Genomic DNA, 17,560 nt, shown 5'->3' with positions numbered 1-17,560 from the left:
CGACATGGATGCAATCCTCTATCAGTCCCGCCGCTGTTCGCTATGCCAAGCCAGACGCTTGTACGCTGTCGACGAGCTACAGGCCCAGTTTTTCCCACATATCGTCGATCTTTTTTACCACGTCCGGATCGCGCTCGATCGGCCGCCCCCACTCGCGATCGGTTTCCCCCGGCCATTTGTTGGTGGCGTCGAAGCCGATCTTAGAGCCGAGGCCGGAGACCGGCGAGGCGAAGTCCAGGTAGTCGATCGGGGTATTCTCCACCATGGTCGTATCGCGGGCAGGATCCATGCGCGTGGTCATGGCCCAGATCACATCGTTCCAGTCGCGGGTGTTGACGTCGTCGTCGGTGACGATCACGAACTTGGTGTACATGAACTGACGCAGGAAGGACCAGACCCCCATCATCACGCGCTTGGCATGGCCCGGGTACTGCTTCTTCATGCTGACCACGGCCAGGCGATAGGAACAGCCCTCCGGTGGCAGGTAGAAATCGACAATTTCCGGGAACTGCTTCTTCAGGATCGGCACGAATACCTCGTTCAGTGCCTCGCCCAGCACTGCGGGCTCATCCGGCGGGCGGCCGGTGTAGGTGCTGTGGTAGATGGGATCCCTGCGGTGGGTGATCTTCTCGACGGTGAAGACCGGGAAGCTATCCACCTCGTTGTAGTAGCCGGTGTGGTCGCCGTAGGGGCCTTCATCGGCCATGTCGTCCGGGTGGATAAAGCCCTCCAGCACATACTCGGCGCTGGCCGGCACCTGCAGATCGCTGAGTGTTGCGTTGGCCACCTCGGTCTTGTCGCCGCGCAGCAGGCCGGCGAAGGCGTATTCCGACAGCGTGTCGGGAACCGGTGTCACCGCACCGAGAATCGTGGCCGGATCCGCGCCCAGGGCGACGGCTACCGGATAGGGTTGGCCGGGATGTTTCTTACACCAGTCGCGGAAATCCAGTGCGCCGCCGCGGTGGGACAGCCAGCGCATGATCAGGCGGTTCTTGCCGATCAGCTGCATGCGGTAGATGCCCAGATTCTGTCGCTTCTTCTCCGGCCCGCGGGTAATGACCAGCGGCCAGGTCACCAGCGGCGCGGCATCGCCGGGCCAGCAGGTCTGGATCGGCAGCTGGTACAGATCGACTGCGTCGCCGCTCAGCTCGACCTGCTGACACGGGGCGCCGCGTACCACTTTCGGGCCCATGTTGAGGACCTGTTTGAACACCGGCAGCTTTTCCCAGGCATCGCGCAGATTTTCCGGCGGTTGCGGCTCCTTCAGGAACGCGAGCAGCTCACCGACCTCGCGCAACTCGCTGACACTGTCGCGGCCCATGCCCAGGGCGACCCGCTCCGGCGTGCCGAACAGGTTGGCCAGCACCGGCGTATCGAAGCCGACAGGATTTTCAAACAACAGCGCGGGACCACCGGCGCGTAGTACGCGATCGGCAATTTCTGTCATCTCCAGGTTCGGGTCGACGGGGTGTTGAATGCGTTTGAGCAGGCCGCGCTTTTCCAGCAGCTTGATAAAATCGCGCAGGTCTTTGTATTTCATGCTTTACCGGGCAGTGAGACTGGGAATCAATGCGCAGTGTAAAACAGTGGGGACAAAATGGGGAATGGCGCCCTCAGAGGAAGGGTGCAGAGAGGAAGGTGTTTTGTAGAAACGGCCCGCGGCAAGCACCGCGGACCGTTAAATTCTTTAAGCTGGGGACAGCTTAGAAGCGGGGACGACGCGGACGATCACCACGATCTTCGCGCGGCTTGGCTTCGTTAACACGGATGTTACGGCCAGACAGCGGCTTGTCGTTCATCTCTTCGATCGCTTTACGCGCTTCGTCGTCGTTCGGCATTTCTACGAAACCGAAGCCTTTAGAACGGCCAGTCTCACGGTCGGTAATTACGGTAGCCCGAGAGATTTCTCCGAATGCACCAAATGCTTCGTGCAGTTCATCAGAGGTAACGCCGTAGGCCAGATTTCCAATATAGATATTCACAAAAAGTTCTCACTAGATATGTGGGCTGTCGTGCAGTCACAAATGGATAACCAGCTCCACCAGATCATCCATCTGAGATTGGCCTCTCGTCAGCAGGTAATACTTGCTGGGCCAATTCGGTCGGGCGTCAATTCGTACAGTACATAACCAGCGCCACAATGTGGCTCTTTATATGCCTATCGGCACGCCTTTTCAACTGAATTCGGCGCAATTAACCGCCTTATTCAATTTCCAATACAAATCCGGCGCCACTCTGTGACGCCGGATATACATGATAATTATTTCCGCTTCATGGACAGGAAGAACTCGTCGTTGGTCTTGAAGTCCTTCAGCTTGTCGATCAGGAATTCGGTAGCCGCCAGGTCTTCCATATCGTGCAGCAGCTTGCGCAGGATCCAGACCCGCTGCAGCTCGCCCTCGGGCATCAGCAGCTCTTCGCGGCGAGTACCGGAGCGGCGCACGTTGATGGCCGGGTAGACGCGCTTCTCGGCGATCTTGCGATCCAGCTGCAGCTCCATGTTGCCGGTACCCTTGAACTCCTCGAAGATCACTTCGTCCATCTTGGAGCCGGTATCGACCAGCGCGGTAGCGATGATGGACAGGCTGCCGCCCTCTTCAATGTTACGCGCGGCACCGAAGAAACGCTTCGGGCGCTCCAGCGCGTGGGCATCCACACCACCGGTCAACACCTTACCGGAACTCGGCACGGTGGTGTTGTAGGCGCGCGCCAGACGGGTGATGGAGTCCAGCAGGATCACCACATCTTTCTTGTGCTCTACCAGGCGCTTGGCCTTCTCGATCACCATCTCGGCCACCTGCACGTGCCGCGCCGGCGGCTCGTCGAAGGTGGACGCCACCACTTCACCGCGCACGGAACGCTGCATCTCGGTCACTTCTTCCGGCCGCTCGTCGATCAGCAGCACAATCAGGTGACACTCCGGGCTGTTGCGGGTAATGGCCTGGGCCATGTTCTGCAACATGATGGTCTTACCGGCTTTCGGCGGCGCCACGATCAGTCCGCGCTGGCCCTTGCCGATCGGCGCAACCAGATCGATGATGCGGCCAATCAGGTCCTCGGAGGAGCCGTTGCCACACTCGAGTGTCAGGCGATCGTTGGGGAAGAGAGGGGTGAGGTTTTCGAACAGAATCTTGTTGCGGGCGTTTTCCGGCTTATCGAAATTGATTTCGCTAACCTTCAGCAGCGCGAAGTAGCGTTCGCCCTCTTTCGGCGGGCGGATCTTGCCGGCAATGGAGTCGCCGGTGCGCAGGTTAAAGCGGCGAATCTGGCTCGGCGAAACGTAGATATCGTCCGGTCCCGCCAGGTAGGAAGAATCGGCAGAACGCAAAAACCCGAAACCATCCTGAAGAATTTCCAGTACGCCATCGCCGTAAATGTCTTCACCGCTTTTGGCGTGGCGCTTGAGGATATTGAAAATAATGTCCTGTTTGCGCGAGCGAGCCAGGTTTTCCAGGCCCATGCCCTTGGCTATTTCAATCAGTTCTTCAATGGGTTTGGTTTTTAATTCGGAAAGATTCATACCAATTGCTTTATTAAGGTTTCTGTTGTCAATTGGCGCGGACGCGCCTGGAATGTTGAGGAGGGGTTAGGAATTTGAGAATTTGCTCGTTTCTGCCCACAAACAGTGCAGTGCCATATCCAGCCGATCGCGCGAAGCTCAGGGGAACTCATAATCTGCTCTGTATTGAAAACAGGTCGAGCAGCGTCTGTTACGGATAAGTTCAACTCGAGGAGTTTGCGCGCCGGGGAAGGTCAGAGACCGTGCGGAGGGGCGTCTTTGTCAGCTCGTCGTCAGTGTTCTGGTTCCGACTCGTCTGAGTACATTCAAGATTACCAAGCAGTATAACGGCAGTTTCCCATACTGCAAAGGGAATTTACGCCTACTGCGCAGTATTGCGCCCGGCCACGAAGGCCGGGCCGGCGGCAGCGCCGGGGACGGCGGCCTGCCGCCCTTTGGCTCGCAACTGCGCGCCATGTGTTACAACCGTTTACAGCTGGCTGTCGATAAACTCGGTCAGCTGGGCGCGGGACAGGGCACCGACCTTGGTACCTTCCACATTGCCGCCCTTGAACAGCAGCAGGGTCGGGATACCGCGCACGTTGTACTTGGCCGGAGTCTCCTTGTTGGCATCCACGTCGACTTTGACGATCTTCAGCTTGTCACCGTAGTGGCCGGCGAGGTCGTCCAGCACCGGAGCAATCATCTTGCAGGGACCGCACCACTGCGCCCAGAAATCCACCAGTACCGGGCCCTCGGCCTTGAGTACCTCGGCTTCGAATTCGGCGTCAGTTACATTGACGATTGAATGCTCGCTCATATTGCTTTCCTGTTCTCTAGTCTCTTCTTGGGTTAGCCGGTGCGGCCTCGACCGCAGGCGCATCGCGCCATGATAAGGACTGCGGGGGCGCAGCCGCAAGGCGCCGGTTCCCGGGTAGATGGGGACGCCACCGGCGGCTTTCAAGGCCGGGGAGGACCGGCCCTCAGGGCTGCTCCAGAAAACGCTGCAGAATCTCATCAAGATAGTCGAAGCCGAACCCGCTGGCGGCGATGCGCCGCTCCAGTGGCTGTACCAGCTCCATCGCCTGTAGCGCCGGCCACTGGCGCTCGAGTACCGCCAACGGCAGGCCGGTGTAGCGGCTGAAGGTATCCACCGGAACCCCGGCCACCAGCCGCAATGCATTCATCAGGAATTCCAGCGGCAGGTCCTCGCGCTCGATCTCGTCGCAGTGCGGCGGCGCCAGTTCGCTGTGTACAAGTTTGCCACCCCCCTCTTCAGCCACTGGCGCTGGCAGATAGTGGCGGGGCGCCCGGGTGCGGCGACTGCGCAGTATCCGCCCCTGCTCCGGCAGCGTGACCTTGCCGTGGGCACCGGCACCAATACCCAGGTAGTCGCCGAAGGCCCAGTAGTTCAGGTTGTGGCGCGATTCCAGCCCGGCGCCGCTGTAGGCAGACACCTCGTAACGCGCATAGCCCGCGGAGGCCAGGTAGTCGCGGCCACTGCCCTGCATGCTGGCGATCAGCGCCGAGCCGGGGGTGACCGGGGGCGCGCTGTAGAAAGCGGTATTGGGCTCGATGGTCAGCTGATACCAGGAGATATGCTCCGGCTCGAGGGACACGGCGCGCCGCAAGTCTTGCAGCGCGTCTTCTTCCGTCTGTTCCGGCAAACCGTGCATCAGATCCAGATTGATGTTGTCGAAACCGGCGCGCCGCGCCATGCCCAGCGCACCGACGGCCTCGTCACCACTGTGGATGCGGCCGAGGTTCGCCAGCTGCCGCGAAGCGAAACTCTGCACACCGATGGACAGCCGATTCACCCCCGCGGCCCGGTAACCGGCAAACTTTTCCTGTTCGAAGGTACCGGGATTGGCCTCCAGAGTTATCTCGATATCCGCCTCGAAGCCCACGGCCTGTTCCGCCGCCTCGAGGATCGCGCCGATCGCCGCCGGCGAAAAAAGACTCGGCGTGCCGCCACCGAAGAAAATCGAGCGCAGTTTGCGCCCCTGCACCCAGGGCAACTGGCTGTGCAGATCCCGCCGCAGTTGGGCGACGTATTCCACCTCCGGCAGACCATAGCCGGAGGAATGGGGGCCGGCGGCCTCATGGGAACTCGCGCCGGCAGTCGCATGAGCGCCTGCGGCCACCTGATGGGAATTAAAATCGCAATAGGGGCATTTGCGCACACACCAGGGGATGTGCACATAGAGGCTCAACGGCGGCAGCTGCAGCTGCGCGACGCGGTCAGACAAGACTGGCACCGCCCTGCATGCGCTCACGCCACAGGGCGGCGAACTGTTGCACTGCCTGGGCCCGGTGGCTAAGCCTGTTCTTCACGCCCCGTGCGAGCTGGGCGGAGGTCATACCCTCGGACTCGACAAAAAACAGCGGGTCGTAACCAAAGCCCTGCTCGCCGGCGGGTTCGCGCAGAATGCGCCCCGTCCACTGGGCACTGCACACCAGCGGCACCGGGTCATCGTGCCGGCGCACGAACGCCAGGGCGCAGTGAAAACTAGCAGCACGGCGCTCGTCCGGCACATCTTGCAAGGCCTCGAGCAGCTTGCTGTTATTCTCGCTATCGGTGGCGCCGGGACCGGCGTAGCGTGCGGAATAGATGCCGGGCGCACCGCCCAGTGCATCTACCGCCAGGCCGGAGTCGTCGGCCAGCGCCGGCAGGCCGCTGACGCGGCTGGCATGGCGCGCCTTGATCAGCGCATTCTCGATAAAGCTGAGACCGGATTCCTCGACCTCCGGCACGTCAAATTCCGACTGCGGAACCACCTGAATATCCCAGCTGGCGAACAGTTGTGAAAACTCTTTCAGCTTGCCGGCGTTGCCACTGGCCAATACGATTTTTTTTGACATTTCACATCAACGAAAAAGCGGGCGCTAGGCCCGCGAATAATGATTCACTTCAGCTGCGCTGCGCAAACCCGACACTGGCACTGCTCACTCGGCCCGGTGCCCGCTTTGAGCGCCTGTTACGCGGCTCAGTCTCTTTCCAGCTTGCGGCGGAAGCTGATGGTCTCGGTGCGGCCGTTTGGCAGTTTCACCTCGACATTGAAGGTGAGCGTTTCCTCGTCTTCAAAACGCAGCGGCGCCAGGTAATAAACCGCATCACCCTCGCGAATTTCCATGAATTTCAGCGGCCGGGACTGCTGGATCAGGTTGGTGGCGGTGCCGCTCATCTCCGAGCTGAGGCCGCGCTTACCGCCCTCTTTCTCCACCACCGACACATTGACGAAGGCTCGGTCTTTCGCCCGTACCAACTGATAGTTCTGCGCGATTTCCGGCTTGATAAATTCGCTGTTGAACACTGAGTAAATGACGCGGTAATCACCGAAGTCCTGGTGACTCTTGATGACCTTGGCCTCCTGCGCGGCCGCGCTCACGGCCCAGAACAGCAGTGCCACCGCGGCGGCTGCGGCTAGAATGCGTTTCACACTTCACCTCCTGTCATTATCAATAGTGGCCTGGGCGGAACCGGAGCAGCACACGGATGTGCCGCCCGCTGGCTGCAAGCCAGCGCGAGCCGAGAAGCGCCAGCAGAACCACGCTTCTGCGCCAGCGATTCGCAGGCGACGCATGCATTTTTCATGGATGAAAAGTGCATGCCCTAGGTAAAAAGTTTAGCGAGTCAGGTGGTAAATCGCCGTCTCGCCGAACAGATTGGGCAGAAAATCCTTGAACGCCCGGCTTACCGTGGACTCCGATACTACTTGGCGATGGAGAATAGTCCAATTGTTGTCACGGCAGAGCACTTCGAAGTCGCGAAAAGTACAAAAGTGAATATTGGGCGTGTCGTACCATTCATAAGGTAATAAATCCGACACCGGCATCCTGCCGGAAAATGTCAGGTGCCAACGCGCCTTCCACTGGCCGAAGTTCGGGAAGGTGATAATGCATTCGCGTCCCACCCGCAGCATTTCCCGCACCACCAGATGTGGCTGGCGCAGAGTCTGCAGTGCCTGGGTCATGACCACCGTGTCGAAGCTGTCGTCGGCGAAGTTGCCGAGACCGGCATCCAGGTTCTGCTCCACGACATTGACGCCGCGCTGCAGGCAGCGTTCGATTTGCTGCGGATCTATCTCCAGGCCGTAACCACTGACCTGTTTGTTCTTGCCCAGCTGCTCCAGCAGGGTGCCGTCGCCGCAGCCCAGGTCGAGTACGCGGCTCTGCGGCGGTATCCAGTTCTGAATGATGTCCAGATCAACACGCATCACTTTACCTCCCCGGCTGTCTCGGCGGCCACGCCATTCATGTAGGCGCCAAACACCCGCTGGTAGCGCTCGTTCGGCAACAGGAAGGCGTCGTGGCCCATGGCGGATTCAATCTCCGCGTAACTGACCGGCAGATTGGCGTGCATCAGCGCATCGACGATTTCCCGCGAGCGGTCCGGAGCGAAGCGCCAGTCGGACGTAAAAGAGACCAGCAGGAATTTACAGCGCGCGTGGGTGAAGGCCGCCACCGGGTCGTCGCCGTATTCCCGCGCCAGGTCGAAGTAGTCCAGCGCGCGGGTCATCAGGATATAGGTGTTCGGATCGAAGCTGGTGGAAAAGCTATCCCCCTGGTAGCGCAGGTAACTCTGCACCTGGAACTCCACCTGCTCCTCGACACCGCGCTCGAAGGTGCCGGAGCGCAGCTCGCGGCCGAATTTCTTGCCCAGGCCGTCGTCGGACAGATAGGTGATATGGCCGATCATGCGCGCCACCGCCAGCCCGCGCCGCGGCAGTTTGCCCTGCTCCAGATAGCGGCCACCGCAGAAATCCGGATCCGAGGTGATGGCCTGGCGTGCGGTCTCGTTGAAGGCGATGTTCTGCGCCGACAGCTTCATCGCCGATGCTATCACCACGCAGTGGCGCAGCCGCTCGGGATATTCCAATGACCAGCGCATCGCCTGCATGCCGCCGAGGCTGCCGCCGACCACCGCGGCCCACTGGTCGATGCCCAGCAGGTCGGCCAGGCGCGCCTGGCTGTGCACCCAGTCCCGCGCGCGCAGCGGCGGAAAATCCGGCCCCCACGGCTTACCGGTCTCGGGATTGACCGAGGCCGGGCCGGTGGAGCCGTGACAGCCACCGAGATTGTTCAGCGACACGACGAAAAACTTGTTCGTATCGATCGGCTTGCCAGGGCCTATGTAGTGATCCCACCAGCCGGGGCGCTTGTCCTCCGGCCGGTGGCGGCCGGCGGCGTGGTGGTGGCCGGACAGCGCGTGGCAGATCAGCACCGCGTTGCTTTTGTCCGCATTCAGCTCGCCGTAGGTCTCATACACCAGCGTGTAATCCCGCAGCGTGCGCCCGCAGGCAAGTTCCAGCGGCTCGCTAAACGTGTGGCTCTGCGGCGCCACAATTCCTACCGAACCGGGCTCGGCGGTGCCGCGTGCGGAGGAAGACGATGAGAGTTTTTCCGTGGACAAGGCAGTAACGTCTGTTGAACTTATCGGGAATTGGCGATTGGGAGACAGGGAAGTGTACGGGAGCGCCGCCGCCGAACACAAATGCGCGCACCGGCACGAACAAAAAGCCCGCTGCGAGAGCGGGCTCCAGATGGCGCGATCAGCTGCCGGCCGTCGCCTTCAGCGGCATCACATTGTCCGCCTGCGGTGCCGGCGCCACCGGCTGCGGCGCCGAGCCGCTCTGGCGCAGCAGCTCCTCGAGGGTCGACAGCGCGTTGTCGTTGCGCAGTACTTCTTCCTCCAGCGCACGCAAGTCGGTGCGCTTGCTCTGAGTCTTCTGCTTCAGCTCGGTGAGCTTGATCAGATGGCGGTTCAGCAGATGCTTCTGGTACTGCACGTGCTGTTTCAGCGGCTCGAGCGCTTGCTCCAGCCAGCCATCAACGGCCGAGATCATCTGGCTGTACAGGCGGCCCACCTCACTGGCGAGTGTGGCGAGGAAGCGCTCGGTCAGGCGGTTGCGGCGCGCCAGCAGCAGTTGCGGCGAGCGCCGCAACTGGGCCGCCTGGCGATGTAGGCCGCGCAGGGCAACGCGGAAACTGTGAATATTGAGATGCTGCTCGTACGCATTGAGGTTCTTCAGCTTAGAGCGCTCAAAGACGGCATCCACCAGGCGGTTGGCCTGGACCACTTCCCGCTGCAGGTTTTCCACCTGGTGATCGACGCCCTCCATAAAGCCATCGATGGCCTTTGCCAGGCCCAGCGGAGTCCAGCGCTCGTGTAGCGCGCGACTGGTATCGTCGATCAGCGCCTGCAGCTGCTGGCTCGAGATCGGCGCCAGCAGCGAGGCGCGCTGACGACCCAGCATGCGCTGACTGGATTTGAGGGTCAGCAGCTCCTGGTGGCAGAGTTTGTGCTGATCGCGCACCGTCTGCTGCAGTTGCGCCAGTTCGCTCAGCTGCTCGACGCTGGTCGTGGAGTTGCGCTGCAGATGAGTGAGCGCTGAGCGGCCGCTGTTCAGGCGGCGCTTGAGCAGATCGCGCGTATCCGCCATCAGCGTCAGCGCCTGGTGCAGCGAGCGGTGTTCCGCGACCTTCTGGCGATGCTCCATCAGGCGCTGCACCAGCAGCTTTTCGAATTCGGCAAAGCGGCTCTGCTGCAGCAGTTCCGGATCCTGCTGCTGGCGTGCCAGCAGCGCCTTCTTCGCCGACACCCCCACCACGCTGTCCTGCGGCAGCTCCAGTAACTTGCTGACTTGCGCGCGCATCTGTCGCAGCAGCAGCTCGGCATCCTCGTCCGGATCGTCCCACATGGTATCGATCTTGTTCAGCAGCGCCATGACCGCGGTACCGCGGTGTTCTCGCAGCGGTACCAGGTGGGTCTCCCACATATTGAGGTCGGTGCCGCTGACGCCGGCGTCGGCGGACAACAGGAAAGCCACCGCCTGGGCACTGGGCAGCGTGCTCAGCGTCAGCTCCGGCTCGTTGCCAAGGGCGTTCAACCCCGGCGTATCGATAATACGCAGGCCCTGTGCAAGCAGCGGGTGCGGCAGGCAGATCAGCGCGTAGCGCCACGCCGGGATCTCCACCAGCTTGCCCTTGCCATCCAGGTGGCGGCGGTCGAAACCGTAGCGGGCCGCTTCTTCCGGCGTCACCGATTTGCTCGCGGCCACCTTCATCAGCGCCTCGCGGGTGGCGTCGGCGTCACTGGCATCAAATTCGTGGGTAACCCACTTCTGCGGTATGCGGCGGAAACTCTCGAGGCTGGTATTGGTGGCCAGTGTCTCGATCGGCAACAGGCGCAGGCTGGCCTGTTCGCCGCCGTCACTGAAGATCTCGGTGGGGCACATGGTGGTGCGCCCGGGCTTGGACGGCAGTAGGCGCTTGCCGTAGGTGTGCGACAGCAGCGCGTTGATCAGTTCGGTCTTGCCGCGGGAGAACTCGCCGACCAGCGCCAGCGTGAACTGGTCCTCGGCGAGCAGCGCGCGCGCCTGCTGTACAACCTGGCGCGCACCGGCAGAATTGGGGAAATGTTCCTGGAGCCAGGTGTTGAAGCTCGCAAACTGGCGATCCAGGGCTTTCTTCCAGCGGTCATAGTCGGCGATATGCTGGCGCAAGATGGCGTCTTCCATGTAACGGTGTTCTTCTTTTTTTTACTGCACAGCGAATTTCGAGCCGACTATTGTCGGTCAAGCGCGGGCATTATAGAAGCGCCGGGCCGCAATTGTTGCGACCCAGTGCGCGGGAAAGGGGTGGCGGGGACGACGGGGTCCCCCTAGAAACCGGGGATATGCCAGAACAGGCTGTAAACAAAAGCGGGCATATTGGCCATTTGCGCGAAACCGAACAGCAGCTTGTCCGCCACCGTCAGCAGGATAAACACGAAGATCGGACTGATGTCGATCATGCCCAGCGGCGGAATCAGCTTACGCACCGGTGCGCAGAAAGGCTCCAGCACCTGGCGCAGCAGCATCAGTGCCGGGTGGCTGCTGTGGGGCGCGATCCAGCTGAAGATAATCGAGATCAGCATGCCGACAAACACGATCGCGATCACTGTCATGGTGCAGCCGATCAGCGACCACAGCAGTGCGGCGAGCGGGTTGAACAGGCCGGCGCCGGCGAGCAGGCCGCAGCCGATAATCATCACCAGACCGACCAGCAGCGCCAGCACCAGCGATGCCATATCGATGCCTAACAGGCCCGGTATCACCTTGCGCAGCGGCAGCAGCAGCGGATTGGTTACCTTGACGATACCCTGAGAAATCGGGTTGTAGAAATCCGCCCGCGCCAGCTGCAGCAGGAAGCGCATCAGCACCGCAAACAGATACAGGATGCCCAGGGTGGCCAACAGGAAGACGCCGATATTGCTGAAGGTGTTTACCATTGAAAATCCCTTTGGGGTGGCAACAAAGCGGCGCTAACTGCGCCGCGTATATTATTGAAATCGTTTACTGGTCCAGCTCGCGCGCCATTTCCGCCGCGCGCTCGGCACAGTCGCGCATCGCCTGCTCCACCAGTTCCGGCAGACCGCCGCTCTGGAAGCGTTTGATCGCGCGCTCGGTGGTGCCGTTCGGGGACATCACGTTGCGTTTCAGCTGCGCGACATCCACATCGCTGGCCACCGCCAGTTTCGCCGCCCCCAGGGCGGTTTGCAAGGTGAGCCGCTCGGCGTCGGCGCGTGGCATGCCGGCCTTTTCCGCGGCGTCGATCATCGACTCCATAAACTGGAAATAATAGGCCGGGCCGGAGCCGGACACGGCGATCACCTGATCGATACCGGATTCCTCTTCCACCCACAGCGCAATACCCACGGCTTCCGCCATCTGCTCGGCGATCCGTTTCTGCCCTGCGCTGACACCGTCACCCGCGAACAGGCCGGTGACTCCGGTGCCGACCAGCGCCGGGGTATTCGGCATCGCGCGCACTATCGGCACCCCGGCCCCAAGCCAGCGCTGATAGGCGGCCAGCGGTATGCCCGCCGCCAGCGTGATCACCAGGGGTTTGCGATCGCTCACTATCGCCGCCAGCGATTCGCACAACGCCTTCATGACCTGCGGCTTGACCGACAGCACCAGCACATCGGCCTCAGCCACGGCAGCGGTGTTGTCAGTGGACACCTGCACGCCGGTGCGCTCGGCGAAGTGGGCGAGTTTCTGCTCATTGCGGCCGGTGGCAACGATGCTGTCTGCCGGATAGCCGCTGGCCACCAGTCCGCCGATCACCGCCCCGGCCATATTGCCGGCGCCGCCGATAAATACCATCTTTTCTGTCGCCACTGTGTGCCTCCTGATTGATCGTTAGTCGCGCGCGCCGAAGATATCGGTGCCAATGCGCACGATGGTCGCACCGCACTCGATGGCCGCCTCCATATCGCCGGACATGCCCATCGACAGGGTATCCAAAGGGTGCTCCGGCAGCTGTGCGCGCAATTGTTGCAGCAGTTCCGCCAGCCGGGCAAAGGGCTGGCGCTGCGCCGCAGCATCCTGCCGCGCAGCCGGAATCGCCATCAGGCCGCGCAACTTCAGGTTGGGCAACTGTGCGACAGCCGCCGCCAACTCCGCCACCCGGTCCGGCGCCACCCCGGACTTGCTCTCCTCGCAGTCGATATTCACCTGCAGGCAGATATTCAGCGGCGGCATCCGCGCCGGCCGCTGCGCGGACAGACGCTGAGCAATTTTTAACCGATCGACACTGTGTATCCAGTGAAACGCTTCCGCCGCGGCGCGGGTCTTGTTCGATTGCAGCGGCCCGATGAAGTGCCAGCAGATATCGAGATCCGCCAGCTCGCCCAGCTTCTCCAGCGCCTCTTGCAGGTAGTTCTCACCAAAATGACGCTGACCGGCGTCGTAGGCCGCGCGCAGGTCCACCGCCGGGCGTGTTTTGGATACCGCCAACAGCATCACCGACGCGGGATCACGGCCGCTGGCGCGGCAACATGTGACAATCCGCTCACGTACCGCATTCAGATTTTCGACGATCGTCCCTTTGCGCATATACTGATGCTCTTACCGAACAGAGGGGCGATTCTACCCGACCTCCCCCTAGAACCATAAAAGGTAGAGAGAACAATAAGGTAGCAGTATGGACATCACAGAACTCCTCGCCTTCAGCGCCAAGCAGAACGCCTCGGATCTGCACCTATCCGCCGGCCTGCCGCCGATGATCCGGGTAGATGGCGACGTGCGCCGCATCAACCTGCCGCCGATGGAGCACAAGCAGGTACACGGCCTGATCTACGAGATCATGAATGACAAGCAGCGCAAGGACTTCGAGGAGTTCCTGGAAACCGACTTCTCCTTCGAGGTGCCCGGCGTGGCGCGCTTCCGGGTCAACGCGTTCAATCACAACCGCGGTGCCGGCGCCGTGTTCCGGACCATTCCGTCCAAGGTGCTGACCATGGAAGACCTGGGCATGGGCCAGGTGTTCAAGCAGATCTCCGATACCCCGCGCGGCCTGGTGCTGGTGACCGGCCCCACCGGTTCCGGTAAGTCCACCTCGCTGGCGGCGATGATCGACTACATTAACGACAACAAATACGAACATATCCTCACCATTGAGGACCCGATCGAATTCGTGCACGAGTCAAAGAAGTGCCTGGTGAACCAGCGGGAAGTACACCGCGATACCCACGGCTTCGCTGAGGCCCTGCGCTCGGCACTGCGTGAAGACCCGGACATCATCCTCGTCGGTGAGATGCGGGACCTTGAGACCATCCGCCTGGCACTGACCGCGGCCGAGACCGGTCACCTGGTATTCGGCACGCTGCACACCACCTCCGCGGCCAAGACCATCGACCGGGTGGTGGACGTATTCCCGGCCCAGGAAAAGGCCATGGTGCGCTCGATGCTGTCGGAATCCCTGCAGGCGGTCATCTCGCAGACGCTGCTGAAACGCAACGGCGGCGGCCGCGTGGCGGCCCACGAAATCATGCGCGGCACACCGGCGATCCGAAATCTGATCCGCGAGGACAAGATCGCGCAGATGTACTCCGCCATCCAGACCGGCGCCAACGTCGGCATGCAGACGATGGACCAGTGCCTGCAGGACCTGGTGGAAAAGCGCATCATTTCCCGCGAAGTAGCGCGTGAGAAAGCCAAGATGCCGGAACACTTTTAACGCCGGCGCAACTTCCGGCACGCGGGTCTGAGGCCCATCCAATTCAGAATAAAAAGCGGTAACGACAATGGAAATCGAAAGACTGTTGCAACTCGTCGTCGAGAAAGGCGCGTCCGACCTGTTTATCACCGCCGGCGTGCCGCCGTCGATCAAGGTACACGGCAAGGTGGTCCCCGCCAGCAGCACCGCGCTGACGCCGGAGAAGGCGCGTGAGCTGGTGGTCGGCATCATGAACGAAAAGCAGCGCCGCGAGTTCGCAGACAAGAAAGAGCTGAACTTCGCCATCGCCGTGCGCAATACCGGCCGCTTCCGGGTATCGGCATTCTTCCAGCGCAATCTGGTCGGTATGGTGCTGCGGCGCATTGAAACCAAGATCCCCACCGTCGACGGCCTCGGCCTGCCGGACGTACTCAAGGATCTGGCGATGACCAAACGCGGGCTGATCATTTTCGTCGGCGCTACCGGTACCGGTAAGTCCACCTCGCTGGCATCGATCATCGGTCATCGCAACGAAAACTCGAAAGGTCACATCATCACCATCGAGGATCCGATCGAATTCGTGCACCAGCACCGCGGCTGTATCGTCACCCAGCGCGAAGTGGGGCTGGATACCGAATCCTTCGAAGTCGCCCTGAAAAACACTTTGCGTCAGGCACCAGACGTGATCTTGATTGGTGAGGTGCGTTCGCGCGAGACGATGGACCACGCAATCGCATTCGCCGAAACCGGCCACCTGTGCCTGTGCACCCTGCACGCCAACAACGCCAACCAGGCGCTGGACCGCATCATTCACTTCTTCCCGGCAGATCGCCACGAACAGCTGTACATGGACCTGTCCCTGAACCTGAAGGCGATGGTCGCCCAGCAGCTGGTGCCGACGCCGGACGGCGACGGCCGCCGCGCCTGTCTCGAGATCATGATCAACACCCCGCTGATGTCGGACCTGATCCGCAAGGGCGAGGTGCACAAGATGAAGGAGCTGATGAAGCGCTCCAACGAGCAGGGCATGCAGACGTTCGACCAGGCACTGTATGAGCTCTACGACCGCGGCGAGATCACCTATGAAGATGCCCTCGCCCATGCCGACTCCGCTAACGACCTGCGCCTGATGATCAAGCTCAAGTCCGAGTCCGATGCGGAGTACCTGAATAACGCCGCCGGCGAGTTGAGCCTGCAGAATGAGACCGAGTTCGGCGACGGCGGACCGCAACTGTATTGATCCTCATCCCGCCCATCGCCGCCGCGATGGGCAGGGATACCCCCTGCCTGAATCGGACAAGTGAAAGTCCGCCCGCACAGAACGTTTTCACCGGTAAGGAGTCGTGGTGAAAAGAACCATTTTTCTGCTTGGATTATTGCTGCCACTTTTCTGCAGCGCAGCACCGCAAAAAGTCACTGTAGGCGAATTCCAGCTGGAGTATGAACTCGCCGGTGCAGGCCCCGGCCTGATACTGCTGGAGGGCGGTGGTGGGGCAGGCCTTGAAGACTGGGATCCGGTATTCGAACAGCTCAGTGCCTTTGCCCGGGTGATCCGCTACGCGCGGGTTGGCAACGGCAACTCTACACAGATCCGCCGCCACTTTAGCTCCGATGACTACGCAGCCCATGCCAGTGCCCTGCTCAAGGCGCTGCAAGTGGACGAACCGGTTATCTACATTGCCCACTCCTACGGGGCTTCGGTGGCGAGATGTTTTGCCGCTCACTACCCGCAACAGATAAGTGCACTGATGCTGGTAGAGCCCGCCTCGGAACACGACGTGGATATCATGCGGGCGCTCGACCTGGAGCGGGCCGAGCGGGAAATTGCCCAGGTCAAAAAAGATGATATGGCCAACGGCATGTCAAACCAGTACCTGGATTTCTGGAGCAAGCGGCCGCTGCCGAACTACGCCGAAATCGGCGATATTCCGGTCACCGTGATCGCCTCCACAAAGAAATACGATCAGCCTGCCAACCTGTTTTTCACCGACGAGGCCAGGGAGGCCTGGGGCAAGCTGCACCGCAATTGGGTGGAAACTTTCCCCCGCGGCCGCTTCGTGGCGACGAGCAAGAGCTACCACTTTGTACAGTTCGACGAGCCGGAACTTGTGATTGCTGAAGTGCGCGGCTTACTGGAGCGCGCCATTAAAAATTGACTGGCGGCCCGCGTAGCCCGCAGCGACGGGCGCTACATGCAGGCTCTTCTGGCAAGCGGCACACCTTCAAATCGCGTCGCGGGATAATCAGGGAGCCCTCCTGCGAGGATACCGCCGTCACCGACTTTACCTGGGAGCAATATGTCGAATCCCATTGTTTTGATCACCGGCGGCAGCCGCGGTATCGGCGCCGCGACTGCGCGCCTGCTCGCGCGGCGCGGCTACGACATCTGCATCAGCTACCGGCAGCGCGCAATGACTGCTGAAGCCCTGCTCGATGAGTTGCGCGCATTCGATGTGAAAGCCATTGCAGTGCGCGCTGACATTGCCAGTGAAGCCGACGTGGAAGCCCTGTTTGCAACAGTGGACAGCCACTTCGGCAAGCTCGACGCCCTGGTAAACAACGCGGGCATGCTGCTGCCACAGACGCGGGCGGAAAACATGACCGCCGAGCGGATCGACCGGCTGCTGCGCACCAATGTCACCGGCACCCTGCTCTGCTGCCGCGAGGCAATCAGGCGCATGTCGCGCAGGCATGGCGGCAGCGGCGGCGCCATCGTCAATGTCTCCTCGATGGCCGCACGCACCGGCTCCCCGGACGAATATATCGACTACGCCGCCAGTAAGGGCGCCGTCGATTCGATGACGGTAGGACTCGCCAAAGAACTGGCCCAGGAGGGCATTCGGGTAAACGGTGTCAGGCCCGGCCCGATTCATACCGATATGCACGCCGATGGCGGCGAGCCGGACAGAATAGAACGGGTCAAGGCGAAGATTCCGCTGGGGCGCGGTGGCGAGCCGGAAGAAGTAGCCGCAGCCATCGGCTGGCTGTTGAGCGATGAGTCCTCCTTTGTCACCGGTTCCTTTATCGATGTGGCCGGCGGTGGCTGACGGGAGCTTGCCGACGCAGGAATAGTTGTCG

General features: G+C 61.4%; 17 protein-coding genes. 4 read left to right on the top strand and 13 right to left on the bottom strand.

Features of this window, described 5'->3' with window-relative positions:
- Nucleotides 1-76: 76 nt before the first annotated feature.
- The 13 genes from ubiD to BLW36_RS11500 all read right to left on the bottom strand — a co-directional run bounded on the left by ubiD (nucleotide 77) and on the right by BLW36_RS11500 (nucleotide 13,380).
- Nucleotides 77-1,540, bottom strand: coding sequence for a 4-hydroxy-3-polyprenylbenzoate decarboxylase (gene ubiD, locus BLW36_RS11560; RefSeq protein ID WP_091388411.1), 1,464 nt, complete (start codon nucleotides 1,538-1,540; stop codon nucleotides 77-79).
- 163 nt (nucleotides 1,541-1,703) lie between these two features.
- Complete coding sequence (locus BLW36_RS11555; protein WP_091388409.1) at nucleotides 1,704-1,982, bottom strand: RNA recognition motif domain-containing protein; 279 nt, start codon at nucleotides 1,980-1,982, stop codon at nucleotides 1,704-1,706.
- A gap of 278 nt (nucleotides 1,983-2,260) precedes the next feature.
- Nucleotides 2,261-3,520: a transcription termination factor Rho gene (rho, locus tag BLW36_RS11550; protein WP_091388407.1), complete on the bottom strand. Its 1,260-nt coding sequence runs from the start codon at nucleotides 3,518-3,520 to the stop codon at nucleotides 2,261-2,263.
- A 469-nt stretch (nucleotides 3,521-3,989) separates the two neighbouring features.
- Nucleotides 3,990-4,319: a thioredoxin TrxA gene (gene trxA / locus BLW36_RS11545; RefSeq protein WP_091388404.1), complete on the bottom strand. Its 330-nt coding sequence runs from the start codon at nucleotides 4,317-4,319 to the stop codon at nucleotides 3,990-3,992.
- 163 nt (nucleotides 4,320-4,482) lie between these two features.
- The gene (gene hemW, locus BLW36_RS11540) at nucleotides 4,483-5,757 is read right to left on the bottom strand and encodes a radical SAM family heme chaperone HemW (RefSeq protein WP_091388402.1); all 1,275 of its coding nucleotides are present in this window, start codon (nucleotides 5,755-5,757) and stop codon (nucleotides 4,483-4,485) included.
- Nucleotides 5,741-6,361, bottom strand: a complete 621-nt coding sequence (gene rdgB / locus BLW36_RS11535) for an RdgB/HAM1 family non-canonical purine NTP pyrophosphatase (protein WP_091388400.1) — start codon at nucleotides 6,359-6,361, stop codon at nucleotides 5,741-5,743. Before rdgB ends, hemW begins: the two co-directional genes overlap by 17 nt.
- Nucleotides 6,362-6,486: 125 nt before the next feature.
- Nucleotides 6,487-6,939: a DUF4426 domain-containing protein gene (locus BLW36_RS11530; RefSeq protein WP_091388398.1), complete on the bottom strand. Its 453-nt coding sequence runs from the start codon at nucleotides 6,937-6,939 to the stop codon at nucleotides 6,487-6,489.
- A gap of 186 nt (nucleotides 6,940-7,125) precedes the next feature.
- On the bottom strand, nucleotides 7,126-7,716 hold the full coding sequence (gene metW / locus BLW36_RS11525; RefSeq protein WP_091388396.1) for a methionine biosynthesis protein MetW: 591 nt from the start codon (nucleotides 7,714-7,716) through the stop codon (nucleotides 7,126-7,128).
- Nucleotides 7,716-8,912: a homoserine O-succinyltransferase MetX gene (gene metX / locus BLW36_RS11520; protein ID WP_091388394.1), complete on the bottom strand. Its 1,197-nt coding sequence runs from the start codon at nucleotides 8,910-8,912 to the stop codon at nucleotides 7,716-7,718. Before metX ends, metW begins: the two co-directional genes overlap by 1 nt.
- Before the next feature lie 139 nt (nucleotides 8,913-9,051).
- Nucleotides 9,052-11,019, bottom strand: coding sequence for a dynamin family protein (locus BLW36_RS11515; protein ID WP_091388390.1), 1,968 nt, complete (start codon nucleotides 11,017-11,019; stop codon nucleotides 9,052-9,054).
- Nucleotides 11,020-11,162: 143 nt separating this feature from the next.
- Nucleotides 11,163-11,771 carry a YggT family protein gene (locus BLW36_RS11510; protein ID WP_091388388.1) on the bottom strand — a complete coding sequence of 203 codons (609 nt, stop codon included), beginning with the start codon at nucleotides 11,769-11,771 and terminating at the stop codon, nucleotides 11,163-11,165.
- A 64-nt stretch (nucleotides 11,772-11,835) separates the two neighbouring features.
- On the bottom strand, nucleotides 11,836-12,648 hold the full coding sequence (gene proC, locus BLW36_RS11505; RefSeq protein WP_091388386.1) for a pyrroline-5-carboxylate reductase: 813 nt from the start codon (nucleotides 12,646-12,648) through the stop codon (nucleotides 11,836-11,838).
- A 36-nt stretch (nucleotides 12,649-12,684) separates the two neighbouring features.
- The gene (locus tag BLW36_RS11500; RefSeq protein ID WP_091388384.1) at nucleotides 12,685-13,380 is read right to left on the bottom strand and encodes a YggS family pyridoxal phosphate-dependent enzyme; all 696 of its coding nucleotides are present in this window, start codon (nucleotides 13,378-13,380) and stop codon (nucleotides 12,685-12,687) included.
- Between the two features lie 88 nt (nucleotides 13,381-13,468).
- Here BLW36_RS11500 and BLW36_RS11495 point away from each other — a divergent pair, with 88 nt between their 5' ends.
- The 4 genes from BLW36_RS11495 (at nucleotide 13,469) to BLW36_RS11480 (ending at nucleotide 17,529) form a co-directional block, all read left to right on the top strand.
- Nucleotides 13,469-14,503 carry a type IV pilus twitching motility protein PilT gene (locus BLW36_RS11495; protein WP_091388381.1) on the top strand — a complete coding sequence of 345 codons (1,035 nt, stop codon included), beginning with the start codon at nucleotides 13,469-13,471 and terminating at the stop codon, nucleotides 14,501-14,503.
- A gap of 67 nt (nucleotides 14,504-14,570) precedes the next feature.
- A complete protein-coding gene (locus BLW36_RS11490) occupies nucleotides 14,571-15,722 on the top strand; it encodes a PilT/PilU family type 4a pilus ATPase (protein ID WP_091388379.1) in 1,152 nt (383 codons plus the stop codon).
- A gap of 106 nt (nucleotides 15,723-15,828) precedes the next feature.
- Nucleotides 15,829-16,638: an alpha/beta fold hydrolase gene (locus tag BLW36_RS11485; protein ID WP_170833194.1), complete on the top strand. Its 810-nt coding sequence runs from the start codon at nucleotides 15,829-15,831 to the stop codon at nucleotides 16,636-16,638.
- Nucleotides 16,639-16,779: 141 nt separating this feature from the next.
- Nucleotides 16,780-17,529, top strand: coding sequence for an SDR family oxidoreductase (locus BLW36_RS11480; RefSeq protein WP_091388375.1), 750 nt, complete (start codon nucleotides 16,780-16,782; stop codon nucleotides 17,527-17,529).
- Nucleotides 17,530-17,560 lie beyond the last annotated feature (31 nt).

Source organism: Microbulbifer marinus (assembly GCF_900107725.1).
Taxonomy (GTDB): Bacteria; Pseudomonadota; Gammaproteobacteria; order Pseudomonadales; family Cellvibrionaceae; genus Microbulbifer; species Microbulbifer marinus.
Note: the sequence above shows the minus strand (reverse complement) of the source record. Positions and strands in the feature narration are given on the sequence as shown.